Annotated in this window: 20 protein-coding genes; 4 read left to right on the top strand and 16 right to left on the bottom strand. The window is 64.8% G+C overall.

Features of this window, described 5'->3' with window-relative positions; translation table 11 throughout:
- Positions 1-165, bottom strand: a complete 165-nt coding sequence (locus QFZ40_RS12055) for an SPOR domain-containing protein (protein WP_306904607.1) — start codon at positions 163-165, stop codon at positions 1-3.
- A gap of 40 nt (positions 166-205) precedes the next feature.
- On the opposite strand from QFZ40_RS12055, the gene map reads away from it, so the two are divergent.
- From map to QFZ40_RS12070, 3 genes are all read left to right on the top strand, one after another.
- Positions 206-1,084: a type I methionyl aminopeptidase gene (gene map, locus QFZ40_RS12060; RefSeq protein ID WP_306904608.1), complete on the top strand. Its 879-nt coding sequence runs from the start codon at positions 206-208 to the stop codon at positions 1,082-1,084.
- A 72-nt stretch (positions 1,085-1,156) separates the two neighbouring features.
- Positions 1,157-1,960, top strand: a complete 804-nt coding sequence (gene ppgK, locus QFZ40_RS12065; RefSeq protein WP_306904609.1) for a polyphosphate--glucose phosphotransferase — start codon at positions 1,157-1,159, stop codon at positions 1,958-1,960.
- A gap of 3 nt (positions 1,961-1,963) precedes the next feature.
- Complete coding sequence (locus QFZ40_RS12070) at positions 1,964-2,731, top strand: SDR family oxidoreductase (RefSeq protein ID WP_306904610.1); 768 nt, start codon at positions 1,964-1,966, stop codon at positions 2,729-2,731.
- A gap of 75 nt (positions 2,732-2,806) precedes the next feature.
- Here QFZ40_RS12070 and nrdR read toward each other — a convergent pair whose 3' ends face one another.
- The 3 genes from nrdR to QFZ40_RS12085 form a co-directional block, all read right to left on the bottom strand.
- Positions 2,807-3,331: a transcriptional regulator NrdR gene (nrdR, locus tag QFZ40_RS12075; protein WP_306904611.1), complete on the bottom strand. Its 525-nt coding sequence runs from the start codon at positions 3,329-3,331 to the stop codon at positions 2,807-2,809.
- Positions 3,332-3,451: 120 nt separating this feature from the next.
- Positions 3,452-4,825, bottom strand: coding sequence for a histidinol dehydrogenase (gene hisD / locus QFZ40_RS12080; RefSeq protein WP_306904612.1), 1,374 nt, complete (start codon positions 4,823-4,825; stop codon positions 3,452-3,454).
- 9 nt (positions 4,826-4,834) lie between these two features.
- On the bottom strand, positions 4,835-5,383 hold the full coding sequence (locus tag QFZ40_RS12085; RefSeq protein ID WP_306904613.1) for a hypothetical protein: 549 nt from the start codon (positions 5,381-5,383) through the stop codon (positions 4,835-4,837).
- Between the two features lie 175 nt (positions 5,384-5,558).
- Between QFZ40_RS12085 and QFZ40_RS12090 the strand changes: the two genes are divergently transcribed.
- Positions 5,559-6,017, top strand: a complete 459-nt coding sequence (locus QFZ40_RS12090) for a flavin reductase family protein (protein ID WP_306906909.1) — start codon at positions 5,559-5,561, stop codon at positions 6,015-6,017.
- Positions 6,018-6,088: 71 nt separating this feature from the next.
- Here QFZ40_RS12090 and dnaE read toward each other — a convergent pair whose 3' ends face one another.
- From dnaE to murG, 12 genes are all read right to left on the bottom strand, one after another.
- Positions 6,089-9,646 (bottom strand): DNA polymerase III subunit alpha, encoded by a 3,558-nt coding sequence (gene dnaE / locus QFZ40_RS12095; RefSeq protein ID WP_306904614.1) that lies wholly within the window; start codon positions 9,644-9,646, stop codon positions 6,089-6,091.
- A 35-nt stretch (positions 9,647-9,681) separates the two neighbouring features.
- Positions 9,682-10,608 carry an RluA family pseudouridine synthase gene (locus QFZ40_RS12100; protein WP_306904615.1) on the bottom strand — a complete coding sequence of 309 codons (927 nt, stop codon included), beginning with the start codon at positions 10,606-10,608 and terminating at the stop codon, positions 9,682-9,684.
- Positions 10,601-11,170, bottom strand: a complete 570-nt coding sequence (gene lspA / locus QFZ40_RS12105; protein ID WP_306904616.1) for a signal peptidase II — start codon at positions 11,168-11,170, stop codon at positions 10,601-10,603. The genes QFZ40_RS12100 and lspA overlap by 8 nt, the downstream gene beginning before the upstream one ends.
- Before the next feature lie 109 nt (positions 11,171-11,279).
- Entirely contained in the window at positions 11,280-11,969 is a 690-nt protein-coding gene (locus QFZ40_RS12110) for a DivIVA domain-containing protein (RefSeq protein ID WP_306904617.1), read from the bottom strand.
- 176 nt (positions 11,970-12,145) lie between these two features.
- Entirely contained in the window at positions 12,146-12,433 is a 288-nt protein-coding gene (locus QFZ40_RS12115; RefSeq protein ID WP_306904618.1) for a YggT family protein, read from the bottom strand.
- Between the two features lie 121 nt (positions 12,434-12,554).
- A complete protein-coding gene (locus QFZ40_RS12120; RefSeq protein ID WP_306904619.1) occupies positions 12,555-13,085 on the bottom strand; it encodes a cell division protein SepF in 531 nt (176 codons plus the stop codon).
- Positions 13,086-13,173: 88 nt separating this feature from the next.
- Positions 13,174-13,914: a YggS family pyridoxal phosphate-dependent enzyme gene (locus QFZ40_RS12125; protein ID WP_306906910.1), complete on the bottom strand. Its 741-nt coding sequence runs from the start codon at positions 13,912-13,914 to the stop codon at positions 13,174-13,176.
- Between the two features lie 46 nt (positions 13,915-13,960).
- Positions 13,961-14,650 carry a polyphenol oxidase family protein gene (locus QFZ40_RS12130; protein WP_306904620.1) on the bottom strand — a complete coding sequence of 230 codons (690 nt, stop codon included), beginning with the start codon at positions 14,648-14,650 and terminating at the stop codon, positions 13,961-13,963.
- Between the two features lie 8 nt (positions 14,651-14,658).
- Positions 14,659-15,891, bottom strand: a complete 1,233-nt coding sequence (ftsZ, locus tag QFZ40_RS12135; protein WP_306904621.1) for a cell division protein FtsZ — start codon at positions 15,889-15,891, stop codon at positions 14,659-14,661.
- 188 nt (positions 15,892-16,079) lie between these two features.
- Positions 16,080-16,991 carry a cell division protein FtsQ/DivIB gene (locus QFZ40_RS12140; RefSeq protein WP_306904622.1) on the bottom strand — a complete coding sequence of 304 codons (912 nt, stop codon included), beginning with the start codon at positions 16,989-16,991 and terminating at the stop codon, positions 16,080-16,082.
- Positions 16,984-18,360 (bottom strand): UDP-N-acetylmuramate--L-alanine ligase, encoded by a 1,377-nt coding sequence (gene murC / locus QFZ40_RS12145; protein ID WP_306904623.1) that lies wholly within the window; start codon positions 18,358-18,360, stop codon positions 16,984-16,986. Before murC ends, QFZ40_RS12140 begins: the two co-directional genes overlap by 8 nt.
- Positions 18,357-19,457 carry an undecaprenyldiphospho-muramoylpentapeptide beta-N-acetylglucosaminyltransferase gene (gene murG / locus QFZ40_RS12150; RefSeq protein ID WP_306904624.1) on the bottom strand — a complete coding sequence of 367 codons (1,101 nt, stop codon included), beginning with the start codon at positions 19,455-19,457 and terminating at the stop codon, positions 18,357-18,359. The genes murC and murG overlap by 4 nt, the downstream gene beginning before the upstream one ends.
- Positions 19,458-19,461: the final 4 nt, after the last annotated feature.

Below are 19,461 nucleotides of genomic sequence, written 5' to 3' on the forward strand. Positions count from 1 at the left end.
CTAGTCGTCCTCGCCCTTTTCCCAGGCCTCGTTGCGGGCCCGGACCTTCTCCAGGGCGTGCTCGGCCTCTTCCCGCGTCTTATAGGGACCGATGAGCTGACTCCAGTCCGACATGGCGTCCTCTTCCACCTCGTGGGTGTTCACGTTGTACCAGTACTCAGTCATCGTTGTCCCTCGTTTCTGAAGTGCCTTATATGATCAATCTATGCCTTCCCTCGCCTCGACTGCACCCACCGGCACCCTCACCCCGGGAACCGTCAGCCCGCAGCTCCCAGTTCCGGCATCCATCCCCCGACCCGAGTACGTGGGCAAGCCCGGCCCGGCCAAATTCACCGGCTCCGAGGTCAAATCGGCCGAGACCATCGAGAAGATCCGGATCGCCAGCAGGATTGCCGCACAGGCGATCGTTGAGGTCGGAAAGCACATCCTGCCGGGCGTGACCACGGACCAGCTGGACAGGGTCGGCCACGACTTCCTCCTCGACCACAAGGCCTACCCCTCCACCCTGGGCTACCGCGGGTTCCCCAAATCCCTGTGCTCTTCCCTGAATGAAGTGATCTGCCACGGCATCCCCGACAGCACAGTTGTCCAGGACGGGGACATCATCAATATCGACATCACTGCCTTCATCAACGGAGTGCATGGCGATACCAACTACACCTTCCTGGTGGGCGACGTCGACGAACAATCCCGCCTGCTCGTGGAACGCACCCGGGAATCCCTCAACAGGGCTATCAAGGCGGTGGCGCCCGGCCGGGAAATCAATGTGATCGGCCGCGCCATCGAGTCCTACGCCAAGCGTTTCGGGTACGGTGTGGTGCGGGACTTCACCGGCCATGGGGTGGGCGAAGCTTTCCACACGGGGCTCATCATCCCGCACTACGATGCGGCACCGGCTTACAACACCGTGATCGAAGCAGGCATGGTTTTCACTATCGAGCCCATGCTGACGCTCGGGACGGTGGAGTGGGATATGTGGTCCGACGACTGGACGGTGGTCACCCGTGACCGCAAGCGGACCGCCCAGTTTGAGCACACCCTGCTGGTGACCGACGCCGGCGCCGAAATCCTGACCCTGCCCTGACCATCAGCTGAACCCGGTCAGCCGCCCCCGGCCGACCTGCCCTGCCCGCCCACTGCCACGAACGGAACAACATTGGCCAAGAAGGACGAGAAGTCGCACAAGCACGCACCGCTGATCGGCATTGACATCGGCGGCACGGGAATCAAGGGCGGCATTGTCGACCTGAAAAAGGGCAAGCTCGTGGGCGAACGGTTCCGGGTGCCCACACCGCAGCCCGCCACACCAGTGGCCGTGGCGGAAGTCGTGGCGCAGGTCGTGGCGGAGCTTTCCGCCCGTCCCGAGGCTCCGGCGCCGGATTCGCCCGTCGGTGTGACGTTCCCCGGAATCATCCAGCACGGCGTGGTCCACTCGGCGGCCAATGTGGACAAGGGCTGGATGGAGACTGACATCGATGGCCTGCTCACGGCCCGGCTGGGCCGGCCTGTCGAGGTCATCAACGACGCCGATGCTGCAGGTCTTGCCGAAGCCCGCTACGGTGCCGGTGAGGGCGTTGACGGGACGGTCCTGGTGATCACCCTCGGCACTGGGATCGGTTCCGCCTTCATCTTCGACGGCCGCCTGGTTCCCAACGCCGAGCTGGGCCACCTGGAGATCGACGGCTTTGACGCCGAAAGCAAGGCATCCGCGGTGGCGCGGGAGCGTGACGGCCTGAGCTGGGAGGAGTACAGCGTGCTCCTCCAGCGCTACTTCTCACACGTCGAATTCCTGTTCTCCCCGGAGCTCTTTATCGTGGGTGGCGGCATCTCGAAGCGTGCCGACGAGTACCTGCCCAGGCTCAAGCTCCGCACGCCCATCGTGCCGGCGGAACTGAAGAACGAAGCAGGGATCGTCGGTGCGGCCCTGGAAATCGCCATCAAGCACAAGCTGCATAAATAGAAGTTGACTACTTCCCAAGCGGCCCCATCCGGAGTCATGATCGTCACCGGTGCCAGCCGCGGTATAGGCGCCGCGATTGCCCGCCGCGCCTCACGGGCCGGGTACGCCGTCGTCGTGAACTATTCAGCAGACGCTGACGGTGCCATGTCGGTGGTGCGCGGGATTATTGCCGACGGCGGGACGGCCGCCGCCGTCCAGGCGGACGTCAGCGATCCCGCAGCAGTCAAGGCAATGTTCGACGACGCGGCCCGGCTGGGGCAGCTTTCCGCCGTCGTCAACAACGCCGGCATCACCGGGAACCTGATCGGCAGGCTGGCTGACGTTCCGGCCGACACTGTGCGGCGGGTCATGGAAGTCAATGTGTCAGGCCTGATCTACGTCTGCCAGGAGGCTGTCCGCAGGCTCGGCGACGACGGGCATGGCAGCGGAGGCTCCATTGTCAACATCTCCTCCACGGCGACCAAGGCGGGTTCACCCGGCACCTGGGCGCATTATGCCGCGTCCAAGGGCGCCGTCGACGTCCTGACCGTCGGGCTGGCCGCCGAAGTTGCAGCCCAGGGCATCCGCGTCAACTGCGTGGCTCCGGGCAGCACCAACACGGGACTGCATGCAGCGGCGGGCATGCCGGACAGGATGGAGCGGCTGAATCCAACCATTCCGATGGGACGCGGGGCAGAGCCGGACGAGGTGGCGGCAGCCGTGATGTGGCTGATATCCGGCGAGGCGGGATATGTTACGGGTGCTGTGCTGCCCGTCTCAGGCGGCCGGTAGGCGGAACCGTACCGCGATGAGCGTTGGTGGTGCCGGTGGTGGCCGCGGCTTCCCCTCCGCTGCCACCACCGGAGTTTACAGGGGAGTCTTTTCGGAGCTCTTTGCGTTCTTTGAGGCTTCGTCGCCCACGCCGATGAGTTCCTTGGCTTCCTCTTCGGACTCGTGCCGGAGGAGCGAAATGGCGGTCTCGAAATCCTCGAGGGATTCGAAGGCCTGGTACACGCTGGCGAAGCGGAGGTACGCTACTTTGTCCAGTTTCTGCAGCGGTCCCAGAATGGCCAGGCCCACTTCGTGGGCGTCGATTTCCGCTGCCCCTGACGCCCGGATCTGTTCTTCGACCTCCTGGGCGAGGAGCGCGAGATCGTCCTCACTGACAGGCCGGCCCTGGCAGGCCTTGCGGACGCCGTTAATGACTTTGCTGCGGCTGAAAGGCTCTCCCACGCCGGAGCGCTTGATCACCGAGAGGCTGGTGGTTTCCACCGTGGTGAAGCGACGGCCGCATTCGGGGCACTGCCTGCGGCGCCTGATGGCTGAGCCATCGTCAGCCATGCGGCTGTCCACCACGCGGGAGTCGGGATTGCGGCAGAACGGACAGTACATGGCATCCCCTCTCTCGGGTCCGGTGGCGCTGCGGCCGGTCCTCGGCTACAAGTCTACGACCAGATGTAGCTGAATAACAATCCTGTAATTACTACATGTAGTGGTTTCAGGCGCACGTTCCTACTGGCTGGCAGGCTCCCCGAAGCGGGCCGTCACTGCCTCGCCGTGGGCGGGAAGGTCCTCCGCCCCGGCCAGGCTCACGATGTGCCTGCTGACTTCCTCGAGGGCTGCCCTGCTGTAATTGACCACCTGGATGGCACGCAGGAAGGTGCTCACATTCAGCCCCGAGGAAAACGCCGCGGTGCCGCTGGTGGGCAGCACGTGGTTGGATCCCGCGCAGTAATCCCCCAGGCTGACTGGGCTGTAGTCACCGACGAAAATGGCCCCGGCGTTGCGGATCCGGGCGGCTACAGCGGCGGCATCCCGGGTCATGATCTCCAGGTGCTCGGCGGCGTAAGCGTCGCAGGCCGCGATTCCCTGCTCCAGGTCCTCCACCAGGACCACGCCGGACTGGGGTCCGGAGAGTGCCTCAAAAACGCGCTGGGAGTGCTTCGTTCCAGCAGCCAGGCGGTCCAGCTCGGTCCTGACAGCAGCGGCAAGCTCCTCGGAGTCGGTGATCAGTACGGAGGCAGCTTTCGGGTCGTGCTCGGCCTGGCTGATCAGGTCAGCAGCCACCAGCGCCGGCTTCGCGGAGGAGTCAGCCAGGATGGCGATTTCCGTGGTGCCCGCCTCGGAATCGATTCCGACGACGCCTTTGACGAGGCGCTTCGCTGTGGCAACGAAGATGTTTCCAGGACCCGTGACAACGTCAACCGGCTCCAGCGCAGGCCCTGCATCAGTGGCCTCCGCCCCGTAGGCGAAGGCGGCGATGGCCTGTGCGCCGCCAATGGCATACACCTCCTCGATACCCAGGAGGGCGGCAGCCGCGAGGATGGTGGGGTGAGGCAGCCCCTCGAAATCCTTCTGCGGCGGCGAAGCAAGGGCGATGGACTGAACGCCTGCTGCGAGAGCCGGAACCACGTTCATGATTACCGACGACGGGTAAACGGCCAGTCCGCCGGGGACGTACAGTCCGACGCGCGCAACAGGCACCCAGTTCTGGCTGACCACTGCGCCGTCACCGAGTTCGACGTCGACGTTCCGGGGGCGCTGCGCGTCAGCGAAACGCCGGGCACGGCTGATGGACTCTTCAAGGGCGCTGCGCACTGCGGGGTCGAGTTCATCCAAAGCCCGGGCCAGGGCATCTGCCGGGACGCGGGGGTGATCCTGGTCCACGCCGTCGAAGCGCATGGCAAGGTCGCTGAGGGCGGCAAAGCCACGCTGGCGGACGTCGGTGATGATGTCCAGGACGCGCTGCTCGGCATCTGCCACGGTCTGGTGCTGCGCCCGGGGAACGGCCGCCCGCAGTCCGGCGAGCGTCAGGCCCTTGCCCCGAAGATCGACGGTGCGGAAACTGACGGCTGCGGCGGCAGGGAACTCAGGAGAAATGGTCACCGGTACATTTTACGCGTCCGGCGCTGCGCTTCCGGTGAAGGGGTCACTGCCGGTGTACCTGTCTGCGCGTTCCGGCCCCTGCTTGGAGAGATTGAGCACGCTGAGGATGAAGATGGCTGTGGCCGTGGCGCCAGGCCAGAGCAGCAGCACGGATGCCGACCGCAGTGAAAAGGCGACGCTGGCGCTGGCCGAGGTATCTGCTTCTGCACCCCACAACCCGGCTGCCAGGACGCCCGTCTGCCACGCCAGCAGGGCCCCCGCGAGGGCGCCGGAAAGACCAAACATCAGCTCCCGTCGCTGAAACCTGCCGGTTTTGTCCGTCAGGAACACCGCCAGCAGGCAGCCGGCCAGAATGAACAGCCCCGCAAGGGTGAGATCACGGGGCAGCCAGACCTGCGGATTCGTCCCGGCCGCCAGCGACGGATCCCGGGTGAGGAGGTTCAGGCCGCCCGGAGCCAGCAGCCACCAAAGCAGTCCGACCGGAATTCCTGCCCCCGCAGCGGCAGCAAACACTGTCCATTGCATCGGAAAGGAACGACGGCGGGTGCGTGGTGTCATGAAACAAACCTTAACAAATGTTCAGGCTCCTCAATCAGAGGACGTGGCGGGTCAACGGATTCCGCTGCACCACAAGGGCGCCATACCCTTGAAGGGGATCCACCATTCGATGACATCAGGGAGTCCGTAGACCGTGACCGCCGACCGCGAGCATTATGAGCTGACGTTCAAGGAGATGTTCCGCCGCCACGCTGCCGGCGTGGCCATCATCACCGTGAACTACCAGGGCGAGCCTTACGGCTTTACCGCCACGTCCGTGGCGTCCCTGTCAGCGCAGCCCCCGCGTTTTACCTTCAACATGGCACGCAGTTCCAGCTCCTGGCCGGCGGTGGCCAACACGACCCATATCGGGGTCCACATGCTGGGCCTGGAAAACCAGGAGCTGGCCGAGCGCTTCGCCCGGACCAAGAACCGGTTCGGCGGGGACCACTGGGAGCTGGGCCCGCATGATGTGCCCATCCTCAAGGATGTGGCGGGCTGGCTGATCGGCAAGATCCAGATGCGCCTGTCTTTCGAGAACAATGCCGTTGTGGTCGTTGAGGTCGTGGACGGGCAGGTGGGCGAGGACGGTTCGCCCCTCCTCTACCATTCCGGCGGCTACGGCCAGCCTGTCCCGCTGGATTACGAAATCTAGCCCGGGAAATCCAGCCCCCGCGAACTCCCTATCCTCAGTGTCCAGGTTGTCCTCAGCTGTCCAGGTTGTCCTCAGTTGTCCAGGCAGGTAGGGCCGAGGAGCACCTTGAGGTCGCCGAAGAGCGAGGGGCTGGGGTTGACCCTGAGGTGGACGGGCAGGCCCATAACCTCCATCCTGGTGTCGCCCTGCAGCTGCAGCCGAACCTCTGAGTTGCCGCGGTGGGTCCGCAGCACGTCGCCCAGCTCGGTCACTACCGCCTCGGTGGCCTTATGCGTCTGCATCGTGATGACCACGGGAGCGTTTAGGCTGTCACTGATGTCCGGGACGGACAGCTCCATGCAGTTCAGGGTGATGGCGCCGTCGTCGCGCTTTTGCAGACGGCCCTTGACCACCACGATCAGGTCCTCTGCCAGCACCGAGGCGATCGGCCCGTAAACCTGGCCGAAGAACATCACCTCCATTGAGCCGCCCAGGTCCTCCACCTCTGCCCGGGCGTAGGCGTTGCCGCTTGCCTTGGCGATCCGGCGGCTCAGTGAGGTGATCATCCCGGCGATGGTGATGATGGCGCCATCGTTGGGTCCGTCCTCGCCGATGACGGAGGTGATGGTCTGATCTGCATGCTGGCTGAGCAGGCCTTCAAGGCCCTGGAGCGGATGGTCCGAGACGTACAGGCCCAGCATGTCCCGCTCAAAGGACAGCTTGTCCTTTTTCTCCCATTCCGGCAGGTCCGGGATCTCGATGCTCAGGGACGCCTCGGACTCGGCCTCCTCGAATCCGGCGAAGAGATCGAACTGGCCGATCGCCTCGTTGCGCTTGAGGGTGATGACCGAATCGATGGCCTCTTCATGGATCATCACCAGGGCGCGGCGGTGGTGGTTGAGGGAGTCGAAGGCCCCTGCCTTGATGAGGGATTCAATGGTCCGTTTGTTGCAGACCACTGCCGGGACTTTCATCAGGAAGTCCTTGAATGACGTGTAGGCTCCCCCGCTATCCCGGGCAGCCACCAATGCCTGGACCACGTTGGAACCGACGTTTCGGATGGCACCCATGCCGAAGCGGATGTCGTTCCCCACCGGCGTAAAGTTCAGCGAGGATTCGTTGACGTCCGGCGGGAGCACCGTAATGCCCATCCGCCGGCACTCGTTGAGGTAAATCGCGGACTTGTCCTTGTCGTCGCCCACCGATGTCAGCAGCGCTGCCATGTACTCCGGGGCGTAGTGGGCCTTCAGGTACGCGGTCCAGTACGAAATGACGCCGTAGGCGGCCGAATGGGCTTTGTTGAACGCGTAGTCGGAGAATGGCAGCAGGATGTCCCAGAGAGTCTTGACGGCCTCCATGGAGTAGCCGTTGTCCTGCATGCCCTGGGAGAAGCCGGCGAACTGCTTGTCCAGCTCTGATTTCTTCTTTTTGCCCATGGCGCGGCGGAGGATGTCTGCCTGGCCGAGGGAATAGCCGGCGAGCTTCTGCGCAACGGCCATGACCTGTTCCTGGTACACGATCAGGCCGTAGGTTCCGCCGAGGATTTCGGCGAGCGGTTCCTTCAGCTCCGGGTGGATCGGGATGACCTCCTGGATCCCGTTCTTGCGCAGCGCGTAGTCGGTGTGGGCGTTGGCGCCCATGGGACCTGGCCGGTAAAGCGCGAGGACGGCGGAGATGTCTTCAAAGTTGTCAGGCTTCATCAGCTTGAGCAGGGACCGCATGGGTCCGCCGTCGAGCTGGAACACGCCGAGTGTATCGCCCCGGGCCAGGAGTTCATAGGAGGCGGCGTCGTCGAGCGGGAGGCTGTCCAAATCCAGTTCGTGGCCGCGGTTGAGCTGGATGTTTTCGAGGGCGTCGGAAATGATCGTCAGGTTCCGCAGGCCCAGGAAGTCCATCTTGATCAGGCCCAGTCCCTCGCAGGTGGGGTAATCAAACTGGGTGATGACCTGCCCGTCCTGGATGCGCCGCATGATGGGGATGACATCGATGATGGGGTCCGATGACATGATCACGCCGGCGGCGTGGACACCCCACTGGCGTTTCAGTCCTTCGATGCCCAGCGCCGTTTCAAAGACCTTGGCAGCCTCGGGATCGGTACTGATCAGCTGGCGGAAGTCACCGGCCTCGCTGTAGCGCTTGGAGTCCTTGTTCTGGATGTCGGCCAGCGGAATGTCCTTGGCCATTACAGCCGGAGGGAGCGCCTTGGTCAGCTGCTCGCCCATGCTGAACGGGTAACCAAGCACACGCGAGGAGTCTTTCAGCGCCTGTTTGGTCTTGATGGTGCCGTAGGTGACGATCATGGCCACGCGCTCGTCGCCGTATTTGCGGGTCACGTAGTCGATCACCTCGGACCTGCGCCGGTCATCGAAGTCGACGTCGAAGTCGGGCATGGAGACGCGGTCCGGGTTGAGGAACCGCTCGAAGATCAGTCCGTGGTGCAGCGGATCAAGGTCCGTAATGCGCATGGCATAGGCCACCATGGAGCCCGCACCGGAGCCGCGTCCGGGTCCGACGCGGATGCCGTTGTTCTTCGCCCAGTTGATGAAGTCGGCCACCACGAGGAAGTACCCGGGGAATCCCATCGAGGTGATGACTTCGAGCTCGTAGTCGGCCTGGGTGCGGACTTTGTCCGGGACACCGCCCGGGTAACGGTACTCCAGCCCCGCGGCCACTTCCTTGACCAGCCAGGAGGTTTCGTCCTCGCCCGGCGGGCAAGGGAAGCGCGGCATGTAGTTGGCCCCGGTGTTGAAGGAAACTTCGCAGCGCTCGGCGATCAGCAGTGTGTTGTCGCAGGCGTCCGGGTGGTCCCGGAACAGCTCCCGCATCTCCTGCGGCGACTTGAGGTAGTAGCCGCTGCCGGAGAACGCGAAACGGGAGCCGCCGTTGTCGTAAGTGGGTTCCAGCAGGGTGGAACCCGACTGGATGGCCAGCAGGGCCTCGTGCGCCTTCGCATCGTGCTCGTGCGTGTAGTGCAGGTCATTGGTTGCCACCAGGGGCAGCTTGAGTTCCTTGGCGAGCCGCAGCAGGTCCCCCGTGACCCGCCGCTCGATGTCCAGGCCGTGATCCATGAGTTCACAGAAGTAGTTCTCCGCACCGAAAATGTCGCGGAACTCCGATGCTGCTTCCAGGGCCTCACGGTACTGGCCAAGCCGCAGCCGGGTCTGGACTTCCCCGGACGGGCAGCCAGTAGTGGCGATCAGGCCTTCCGAGTACGTGTTCAGCAGCTCCCGGTCCAGCCGCGGCCACTTGCCGAAGACGGCGTCCAGGGATGCGATGGATGAGGCCCTGAAGAGATTGCGCATGCCGGCGTTGTTGTAGCTCAGCAGCGTCATGTGCGTGTAGGAGCCACCGCCGGAGATGTCATCCTTGCGCTGGTGTTCCTCGCCCCAGCGGACACGGCTCCTGTCGGTCCGTGCGGTGCCGGGCGTGACGTAGGCTTCGACGCCGATTATGGGCTTAATGCCTTGGTCCGTGGCACGTTTCCAAAAGTCGAAGGCGCCGAACAGGTACCCGTGGTCTGTGGTGGCGAGTGCCGGCATGCCAAGGCGTTCGGTCTCGTCGAAAAGCTCCCCCAGACGGGCTGCGCCGTCCAACATGGAGTATTCGGTGTGGTTGTGCAGGTGGACGAACGAGGCATTGCTGGAAGTCACCGCACTATTCTATGCGGCGGCCGGCCACTGAGTGGTCAGGCTTGCCCGGACTCGAGTACCTCCAGGGCAAAGGCGAGGTCCTGCGGGTAGTCGCTGGTGACGGTGACGCGCTCCCCCGTGACCGGATGATCGAAACCGAGCTGCCGGGCATGCAGCCATTGGCGCGTCAGCCCGAGGTTTGCCGCAAGCCGCGGGTCAGCACCGTACGTCAGGTCACCTGCGCAGGGGTGCCGCAAGGCGGAGAAGTGCACGCGGATCTGGTGCGTCCGCCCGGTCTCCAGGTGCACCTCAACGAGTGTCGCTTTGCCGAAGGCTTCCAGGACCTCATAGTGCGTGATTGAGGGCCTCCCGTCCTCGATGACGGCAAAGCGCCAGTCGTGCCCCGGATGCCGTCCGATGGGCGCGTCGATGGTACCTTCGAGCGGGTCGGGCAGGCCCTGGACCACGGCGTGGTAGACCTTGTCCACGCTGCGCTCCTTGAAGGCACGCTTCAGGACCGTGTAGGCCCTTTCGGTCTTGGCCACCACCATCACGCCGGACGTGCCGACGTCGAGCCTGTGCACGATGCCAGCCCGCTCCGGCGAGCCGGAGGTGGAGATACGGTAGCCGGCTCCGGCCAGGCCGCCGACGACGGTGGGTCCCACCCAGCCCGGAGACGGATGCGCGGCGACTCCCACCGGTTTGTCCACGACCACAAAGTCGTCATCGTCCAGCAGGATCTTCAGGCCTTCCACAACTTCCTCCACCACTTCGAGCGGGTCCCGCCGTTCAGGAACCGTGACGTCCAGGACGTCACCAGCCACCAGGCGCGCGGACTTACCCACTTTTTTTCCCCGGTTGACGACGTTGCCTTGGGCAATGAGCGTCGCCGCCAGGGAACGCGAAATCCCCATCAGGGCGGCGAGGCCCGCATCGGCCCGTACTCCGCCGAGGTCATCCGCGACTACAACCCGCTCAGGCATCGCCGGGCTTCTCCCGGGTGCCGGCGTGCCGTGCCCCGTCGATGGAGACACCCCGCAGCGTCAGGATGCAGATGATAGCAACCGCGGAAACCACGGCTGAATCGGCGATATTGAAGATGGCGAAGTTCGGCAGCTGGATGAAATCCACAACATGACCCATGCCGAACGACGGCTCGCGGAATAACCGGTCCGTCAGATTCCCCAGGGCCCCTCCCAGCAGGAGGCCAAGTGCCAGCGCCCACCAGGCAGAGCCCAGCCTGCGCACCTGGAACAGGATGGCAGCCGAGACGCCGGCCATGATGATGGAGAACACCCAGGTCACGTTCTCCCCGATCGAGAAAGCGGCCCCGGAGTTGCGGATGAAGTACCAATGCAGGAGGGGCGGCAGGACAGGGATGCGTTCGCCCTCCACCATGCTGGACGTGACCCAGAGCTTGGTGAGCTGGTCCAGCACATAGGCGAACACCGCAAATCCTGCAAAGAGGGAGAGCAGCACGGCCCGTCGGGGTCGCGGCGATGAGGGAGCGGGAGGTGCGGCGTCAGCGGCAAGTTCGTCAGTCATGGTGCTTTCATTGGGAAACCGATGTCAATCACAAAAGCCGGCGGCCGAGGAATCCCCAGCCACCGGCTTTCAGAATACGTGCTTGACACTCTAGTTTGGTTCGGCCTTGCTAGTTGGCTTCACTGACTTCCGGCGCAGCCACGGAACCGCGGGCATCAAGATCACGCAGCTGGCCCTCGATGTAGGCCTTCAGGCGTGAACGGTAGTCGCGTTCGAAGCCGCGCAGCTGCTCGACCTTGCGTTCCAGGACGGAGCGCTGCTGCTCGAGGGCACCCAGGATCTTGCGGGACTTCTCCTGGGCATCGTTGACCAGGCTGCTGGCTTCGATCTGGGCCTCGGCGATGATCTTGTCCTTTTGGGACTGACCCTCAGCCACGTGGCGGTCATGCATCTGCTGCGCCATGGCAAGGAGCCCGGCAGCGGATTCTGCAGAGGCGGTGCTGGAAGCCGGAACAGCAGCCGGAATGGTAGCCACAGGCGCGGCCTGCTCGGCTTCCTTCTTCTTGCTCGCTTCAGCTGCCTTGGCTTCGGCCTCGGCCTTGGCCCGGGCCTCGTCCTTGTCCGCCTTGACGGGCGCGGGGACCTTCTCGACGACCGGAGCCGCTGCCGCGGAGCTGGCAGGTACGGCGGAGCCGGCTTCTGCAAGCTTCTTGCGGAGCTCGTCGTTCTCCTGGTTCAGGCGCCGGAGCTCAACGACGATTTCGTCCAGGAAGTCATCAACTTCATCCTGGTCGTAGCCTTCGCGGAACTTGGTCGGCTGAAAGCGCTTGTTGACAACGTCTTCTGGCGTCAAAGCCATCTGGTCACCTCACTGGTCTAGTTAGTCAGTAGGCCTTCCGGCCGTCCAAACTACCGTACCTAAATATGGACTGGTTCCTCTAATTCAACACTGTGGTGTCAACCAGAGATTTCTTCGCCTTGCAGGCTTCCAGGTCCGTGCGGATCTGTGCCTGCGCTGCTAGGTCTAATCGAAAATTACGCGAAACTCCTGGTAAACGCCATCGCCACGCTCACGGCGATGAACAAAATCAGGAAGCCCAGGTCCAGCGAGATGCCGCCCAGCCTTAGCGGCGGGATCAGCCTCCGCAGGACCTTGAGCGGCGGATCGGTGATGGAGTACACGGTGTGGGCGGTCACCAGGGCAGCGCCCCGCGGGCGCCATTCCCTGGCAAACATCTGGACCCAGTCAAAGACCAGGCGGATGATCAGCGCCACGAAGAACAGCAGGAGGGCGAGATAGACAAGTCCGAAGACTATTCCCATGACTTAACTCATATCTCCATGATCATTCCGGATACCGCAGTGTCCTGCCAACGTTTCTTATCTATTTCAGCACAGATGCCAGACAGGTGTTCCTGCCTGGCACCAGGGGTAAGCCTTGTGACTAGCTTTGGTTGAAGAAGCTGGCCTGCGTCTCGCTGACCTTCTTGTCGTCGCCAATGACCTCAATGTACGACGGCGACAGGAGGAAAACCTTGTTGGTGACGCGCTCGATGCTCCCCCGAAGCCCGAAAACAAGCCCGGCGGAGAAGTCCACCAGGCGTTTTGCGTCCGCCTCGCCCATGTCCGTGACGTTCATGATCACGGGGATGCCATCCCGGAAGCTTTCGCCGATGAGCTTGGCGTCGTTGTAGGAGCGCGGATGGATCGTTGTGATCTGCCGGAGCCCGCTGGTCTCTTCGCGGCTCGACGCCGCACGCTTAATGGGGGTCACTGGTGCGCGGTATTCCTCTTCAGGGGCGTACGAGGTGTCGCGGCCGACATCGCGGACGGGTGCGGGTGCACGGCGTTCCTCGCGGTCAACTTCCATAGAATCGTCCTCGTCCCTACGTGTGGTGTGATGCTCGGACTCGTAGTGTTCATCGCCATCGGCGAGCCCAAGATAGATCATTGTCTTGCGCAGAGCGCCGGCCATGGTCGACTCCTAATCGTGTCCAACGGCGGGCCACGCTATGACTTGACAGCATCGGAAGTCCCCGCCATTCACTTCCAATAGTTTGACGCTACCCCACGGCAGGACGCGATCCGAGAATATCCGAACCGATTCGCAGGTGTGTCGCCCCGAACCGGATGGCCGCTTCAAGGTCCTGGCTCATGCCCGCCGAAATGGCCGTGGCAGAGGGATGGTCAGAGGCAAGCCGGGCGGAGATCACAGCCAATTTTTCGAACGAATCCTCCGGTCTGGCTCCAAGCGGAGCGACCGCCATGACGCCCGCCAGCACCAGCCCGTCGGCGGCGGCGAGCTGATCGGCCAGGACGGGGACTTCCGCCGGTGATGCCCCGCCCCGATGGGCCTCGGCGTCGTCGTCGAGACTGACCTGGATGAAGCAGTCCAGCGGTCCGCGGCCTGACGTCTCCTGTTCCCTGGCCACGGCGCGGGCCAGACTGTCAACGAGCTGCAGGCGGTCCACCGAATGGACTGCGTGGGCGTAGCGGACCACCGACTTGGCCTTCTTGCTTTGGAGCTGTCCCACGAAATGCCACCGGAGCCCGATCTCCGCCAGCTCCGCCGCTTTCGCCGAGGCTTCCTGGTCCCTGTTCTCCCCGACATCCAGAACGCCCAGGCCTGCCAGGCGCCGGATGTCCCCGGCCGGATGGAACTTGGTGACCACGATCAGCGTGGGCGGCTCCCCGGCCCTGCCCGCAGCGTCCATCGCGGATCCGATCCGGTCATGGACAGCAGCGAGGCGCTCTGACAGCTCGGCTACCCGGCCGGCGTCGTCCACTGCCCGGCTTGCCTCCATGCCGCCTTCATCCCTGTCATTCACATAGCTGTCGTTCATATGGCTGTCATTCATGCTGCCATACCAGCCCGGCGAACCGGCCTGTGCGGTTATTCCGGCGGTATGAAAAAAGGGACTCGTTCTCAAGGGTGCATGGTCCCGCATACTCAACCACGACGTCCGCCGCCTCCAGCTGGCTCCGCGCCCCGGCCGGAAGATCCAGCGCCGGCGTCCCCCACGTCGTGGTGGACAGCGTTGCCGGCACCGAGGCAGCCACAGTGGCCTGCAGCGCTGCCGGCACTTCGTAGCAGGAACCGCAGATCGATGGCCCAAGCCATGCCCGGATTCCGGACGCGCCGAGGGAGCGCATCCGGTCCACCACCGAAGGAATGATGGCATTGGCTATCCCCGGCCGTCCGGCGTGCACCGCGGCGAGGACAGGCCGGTCCGAGGCCTGGCCCACCAGCAGTACCGGAATGCAGTCAGCCACCATAACGGCCAGCGGCAGGCCTTTCGAAACCATGGCGTCGGCCTCGGGCGCAGGCATTCCGGCCTCCATCACGGCCACATGGGTGCCGTGCACCTGGTCCATGAATTGAAGGGAGCCGGGAGAGATGCCTGCTGACCGCTCCAGCCCCGCACGCCGGTGAATCACCTCAGCGGCGTTGTCCCCCACGTGCAGGGCCAGGTTTCCTGCGCCGGCGTCGGTGAATGCCACAGACACCCCGGGGAGGACTTCCGCCCGTGAGAAGAACAATCCGTGCCCTACTTCAGGAAGTCGGGAACATCCAGGTCATCGGCGTGGTGACCGGTGAGATCAGGCTCCACTACCGACGGCAGGTCGACGTCGAATCCCGAGTCTGCCGGAACGGCGGACTGACGCTGCTGGCCCCAGTTGCTAAGTCCTGACGCGCCGACTCCGGCGTGCACGGGCTGGACATTCATCTGGTGGCTGCCGCCCGGCGACGGTGCCTGGGCAGGGGCAGACGGAGCGGCAGGCCGCTGCGGCGCCACCTGGGGCTGTGACTGGTCCATGGACGGCGAGGTTGCCTTGACGTCGTCGAAACCGGCAGCGATGACCGTTACGCGGGCCTCGTCGCCGAGGGCGTCGTCAATGACGGCGCCGAAGATGATGTTGGCCTCGGGGTGGGCAACTTCCTGCACCAGGCGGGCCGCCTCGTTGATCTCGAACAGGCCAAGATCGGATCCGCCCTGGATGGAGAGCAGCACGCCGTGGGCGCCGTCGATGGAGGCTTCCAGCAGGGGTGAGGCGATGGCCAGCTCCGCAGCCTTGACGGCCCGGTCCTCGCCACGAGCGGAACCGATACCCATCAATGCCGAGCCCGCACCCTGCATGACGGATTTCACGTCGGCGAAGTCGAGGTTGATCAGGCCGGGAGTGGTGATGAGGTCCGTGATGCCCTGGACACCGGACAGCAGGACCTGGTCAGCGGAACGGAAGGCGTCCAGGACGGAGACGTTGCGGTCGCTGATCGAAAGGAGCCTGTCATTCGGGATGACGATCAGGGTGTCCACTTCGTCGCGGAGTGCGTCAATGCCAGCCTCGGCGGAGCCGGCGCGGCGGCGGCCTTCGAAGGTGAACGGCCGGGTGACGACGCCGATGGTGAGGGCGCCCAGGGAGCGGGCGATGCGCGCCACGACGGGGGCGCCGCCAGTACCCGTGCCGCCGCCTTCACCGGCCGTCACAAACACCATGTCTGCGCCGCGGATGACCTCTTCGATCTCGTCTGCGTGGTCCTCGGCAGCCTGCTTGCCCACCTCGGGGTTGGCTCCTGCGCCGAGTCCACGGGTCAGCTCGCGTCCGACGTCGAGCTTGACATCGGCATCACTCATCAGCAGTGCCTGGGCGTCGGTATTGATGGCGATGAATTCAACACCTCGAAGGCCGACCTCGATCATGCGGTTGACTGCGTTCACGCCACCGCCGCCGATGCCGACGACCTTGATGACGGCCAAGTAATTCTGCGGAGCTGCCACGTTACGTGTCCCTTGTTCGTGTTTGGTGCGAAAACTGATGGAGTCGGGCTTGAAGCTTGGAACCTTAACCTTCGAGTTGAAGGTTATAGTTATGTCAAGTAACTCATGTCTGTGACGCTATTTCCTCTGGTTCTGACATTCAATAACCGGGGCCGCGTGTCGTGGGAATACCGGGAAAATAAAGCATTTCATCGCGTCACGGGGTGCCGGGGAACGCTGACGTCGTACACCCGGACCGGGTTCTTCGGATCCGCGGGGACCTTCAGGAGTGCTTCCAGCACCCTGGCCTTCAGCTCCCGCTCCCCCGCGTTGCCCCAGACCACCGTCTGGCCGTCAATGAGCTTGAGTTCGACGGCGTCAACCGACTGGGCGGATGCGTTGGACAACTTGGCCAGGACTTCGGGCGGAAGCGCACCCAGGACCGCGGCTGTGGCCTGGAACAAGTCCTTGCCGATTGCCCCGGCTCCGCCGTCGATCACGGGCAGCGAAACCGATTCGGGATCGGTAATTGCGGCCAGCTGCACGCCGTCCACGTCCACCAGCTGATACTGCGCGCCCTGCTTGACCAGGGCCACCGGAACCCGTTCCCGGATCTTGACCACGAGCTCCGATGGCGGCCGTGCTTCCGTGGTAACTGACTTGACCTGGACCAGCGGTCCCAGGAGCCGGGAGACGTCGTCGTTGCTGACCTGCGGAAGGGGTTTGCCCTGTAGTGGTTTCAGCGCGGTCTGCACCTGCTCCGGGGTGAGGAGCTTGGTCCCCGAAACGGAAACCGTCGTAACGGCCAGGACGGGGGAAAAGACGGCGGCGGCCAGGAGCCCCGCGACGACAGCCAAGGTGACGCATGCCGTGATGAGGATGTTCCGTTTGAGGCGCCTGCCCTTGGGCTCGGGAAAGGCCAGCACATTGTCGCCAGCTGCCGGATTGCTGTCCCCGGACCGCCTGCCGGAACCCTTCGCCTTTTTCCGGCCGGAGGCTGGTGCAGCGGCGTCAGGTGCGCTCTTGGAGGCAGAGATGACGTCAGGCTCTTTTACCGGGGCGCCAGTGCCGCTTCCCGAGCCGCCACGCGAAGTGTAGGTCGGACGCCGCGGGCTAGCCATCCAGCGCCTCCACGATGCGCGGCCCGAAGGCGGTGACGTCGCCGGCGCCCACGGTCAGCACGATGTCACCGGCACCTGCCGCAGCTGCCAGTGCAGCCACCGCCTCGCCGCTTCCGACAAGGCGGCCGCCGGCATTCAGGTGCCGGGTAATGAGCTGGCTCGTGACGCCGGGAATGGGATCTTCGCGGGCCGGATAGATGTCCAGCACCAGGGCCGTGTCGGCCAGGTTCAGCGCCTCGGCGAACTCCCGCGCAAATTCCCTGGTGCGCGAGAACAGATGCGGCTGGAACAGCACGTGGACCTTGTGCTCCCCCGCTACGGAACGGGCCGCTGCCAAGGCTGCACGGACCTCGGTGGGATGGTGGGCGTAGTCGTCAAAGACGCGCACGCCGCGCGCAGCGCCTTTCAGTTCAAACCGCCTGGACGCACCGGAGAAGTGGGCCAGGGCCCGCGCGGCCGTCTCCGCATCTACTCCCAGCTCAAGGGCGACGGTGAAAGCGGCGGCGGCGTTCAGCGCGTTGTGCCGGCCCGGCACCTGCAGTTCGAGGCTGAACTGCCCCGCGGGTGACGTGACCGCCACGTCCCCCGGTCCGCCGTCGTGCAGCACCAGGTCCGAGCGGTCCGAGGTGCCGTACAGGACTACCCGGGTGTTGCCCCGCAGAAGGGTGCGTTCCGCGAGGGCGAGGGCGCCGGGATCGTCCGCGCAGGCGATCAGCACGCCGTCAGACGGAAGTAGCGCGGTGAACCGGTCAAAGGATTCGTAGACGGCTTCGGCGGTGCCGTAATGGTCCAGGTGGTCAGGTTCCACGTTGGTGACCACGGCCACTTTGGGCCGGTAGTTCAGGAACGACCCGTCGGATTCGTCCGCCTCCGCGACAAACACTCCGGAGGTCCCGTGGGCCGCGTTGACACCGAGGGCCGGCACATTGGCGCCGATGGCAAAGGAGGGGTCCAGCCCGGCGCCCTGGAGCAGGACGGTGATCATGGATGTGGTAGTGGACTTGCCGTGCGTGCCTGCGACCGTCACCACCAGGTCATCGCCCATCGTTGCCGCCAGCGCCTGCGAACGGTGCAGCACCGGCAGCCCGGCAGCACGTGCGGCGGCCAGCTCCGGGTTGTCCGCGCGGATTGCCGAACCGGCCACCACTGTCTGCGCGTCGCCAAGGTTCGCGGCGCTGTACCCTACGGCGATCCTCGCGCCCGCGTCCGCCAGATCCGCCATCACCGGCAGGTCCTTTGCGTCGGACCCGCTGACGGGAATCCCGCGCGCCACCATGATCCGGGCCACCGCGGACATGCCCACGCCGCCGATTCCGATGAAGTGGACGCGGCCAAGGGATTCCAGGCCGGGGACGCTGGCGGGAGTCATCGGGATACCGCTTCCAGTACAAGACCAGCCATGCGCTGATCGGCGTTTCTGATTCCAAGACGGTGTGAGCTGGCGGCCATGGCGGCCAGCCGACGGTTGTCGATGACCAGCGGGATGAGTTCGCTGCGGACCCAGTCAGGGGTGAAATCTCGGTCCTGGACGAGCAGGGCCCCGCCCGCATCCACCACTCCCGCAGCATTGAGTGCCTGTTCCCCGTTGCCGACCGGCAGCGGGACAAAGACCGCCGGCACGCCCACGGCTGCGACTTCACAAACCGTGGCGGCACCGGCCCGTGCGAGCAGCACATCCGCCGCGGCGTAGACCAGCTCCATGCCGTCGACATATTCAAGCTGGCGGTATCCGGGCAGCGCCAGGGCGCTTCCGTCGGGAGCCAGGACCGCCTTTCCGCGGCCTGTGATGTGGATTGTCTGGATCCCGGCCGCGGCCAGGTCCCCTACAGCCGCGGCCACGGTGCGGTTGATGCTCTGTGCGCCGGAGGATCCGCCAGTGACAATCAGTGTCGGCTTAATGGGATCAAGGCCCAGCGCCTTGCGTGCTGCCGTGCGGGCGGCAGCCCTGTCCAGTCCGGAAATTTCCGTGCGCATGGGCATTCCGACGTGCCGGGCATGACGGAGCCTGGTGGTATCAAAAGCGACGGCGACGTGCCGGGTCAGCAGGGACCCCACCCTGTTGGCCAGGCCGGGACGGGTGTTCGCCTCATGAATCACGATGGGGATGCGGCGGCGCCTGGCCGCGAGGTACATGGGCGTGCACACGTAGCCGCCTACCCCTACCAGGACGTCGGCGCCGGCGTCGTCCAGGATCCGGCCGGCCTGGCGCACCGCACCGGCGAGCCGGGAGGGCAGCCGCAACAGGTCCCGGGACGGCTTCCGGGGGAACGGAACACGCGGAATCGTGGCAAGTTCCACCCCCGCAGCGGGAACCAGCCTGGTCTCCATGCCCGACGGCGTGCCCACGGCAAGGAGGCTGGCCTCCGGTGCGGCTACGCGCAGTGCGGCGGCGATGGCCAGGAGCGGGCTGATGTGGCCGGCGGTACCGCCGCCCGCCAGGACAATGGACAGGTTTTTCGAAGTCATATGG

Origin of the sequence: Arthrobacter pascens, assembly GCF_030816475.1 — a bacterium.
GTDB classification, from domain to species: Bacteria; Actinomycetota; Actinomycetes; order Actinomycetales; family Micrococcaceae; genus Arthrobacter; species Arthrobacter pascens_B.

Coding starts and splice junctions, on each gene's coding strand:
- QFZ40_RS12055 (WP_306904607.1), bottom strand. CDS start 165: ATGACTGAGTACTGGTACAACGTGAACACCCACGAGGTGGAAGAGGAC.
- map (WP_306904608.1), top strand. CDS start 206: ATGCCTTCCCTCGCCTCGACTGCACCCACCGGCACCCTCACCCCGGGA.
- nrdR (WP_306904611.1), bottom strand. CDS start 3,331: ATGTACTGTCCGTTCTGCCGCAATCCCGACTCCCGCGTGGTGGACAGC.
- QFZ40_RS12085 (WP_306904613.1), bottom strand. CDS start 5,383: ATGACACCACGCACCCGCCGTCGTTCCTTTCCGATGCAATGGACAGTG.
- QFZ40_RS12090 (WP_306906909.1), top strand. CDS start 5,559: ATGTTCCGCCGCCACGCTGCCGGCGTGGCCATCATCACCGTGAACTAC.
- QFZ40_RS12100 (WP_306904615.1), bottom strand. CDS start 10,608: ATGCCTGAGCGGGTTGTAGTCGCGGATGACCTCGGCGGAGTACGGGCC.
- lspA (WP_306904616.1), bottom strand. CDS start 11,170: ATGACTGACGAACTTGCCGCTGACGCCGCACCTCCCGCTCCCTCATCG.
- QFZ40_RS12110 (WP_306904617.1), bottom strand. CDS start 11,969: ATGGCTTTGACGCCAGAAGACGTTGTCAACAAGCGCTTTCAGCCGACC.
- QFZ40_RS12115 (WP_306904618.1), bottom strand. CDS start 12,433: ATGGGAATAGTCTTCGGACTTGTCTATCTCGCCCTCCTGCTGTTCTTC.
- QFZ40_RS12120 (WP_306904619.1), bottom strand. CDS start 13,085: ATGGCCGGCGCTCTGCGCAAGACAATGATCTATCTTGGGCTCGCCGAT.
- QFZ40_RS12125 (WP_306906910.1), bottom strand. CDS start 13,914: ATGGAGGCAAGCCGGGCAGTGGACGACGCCGGCCGGGTAGCCGAGCTG.
- QFZ40_RS12140 (WP_306904622.1), bottom strand. CDS start 16,991: ATGGCTAGCCCGCGGCGTCCGACCTACACTTCGCGTGGCGGCTCGGGA.
- murC (WP_306904623.1), bottom strand. CDS start 18,360: ATGACTCCCGCCAGCGTCCCCGGCCTGGAATCCCTTGGCCGCGTCCAC.
- murG (WP_306904624.1), bottom strand. CDS start 19,457: ATGACTTCGAAAAACCTGTCCATTGTCCTGGCGGGCGGCGGTACCGCC.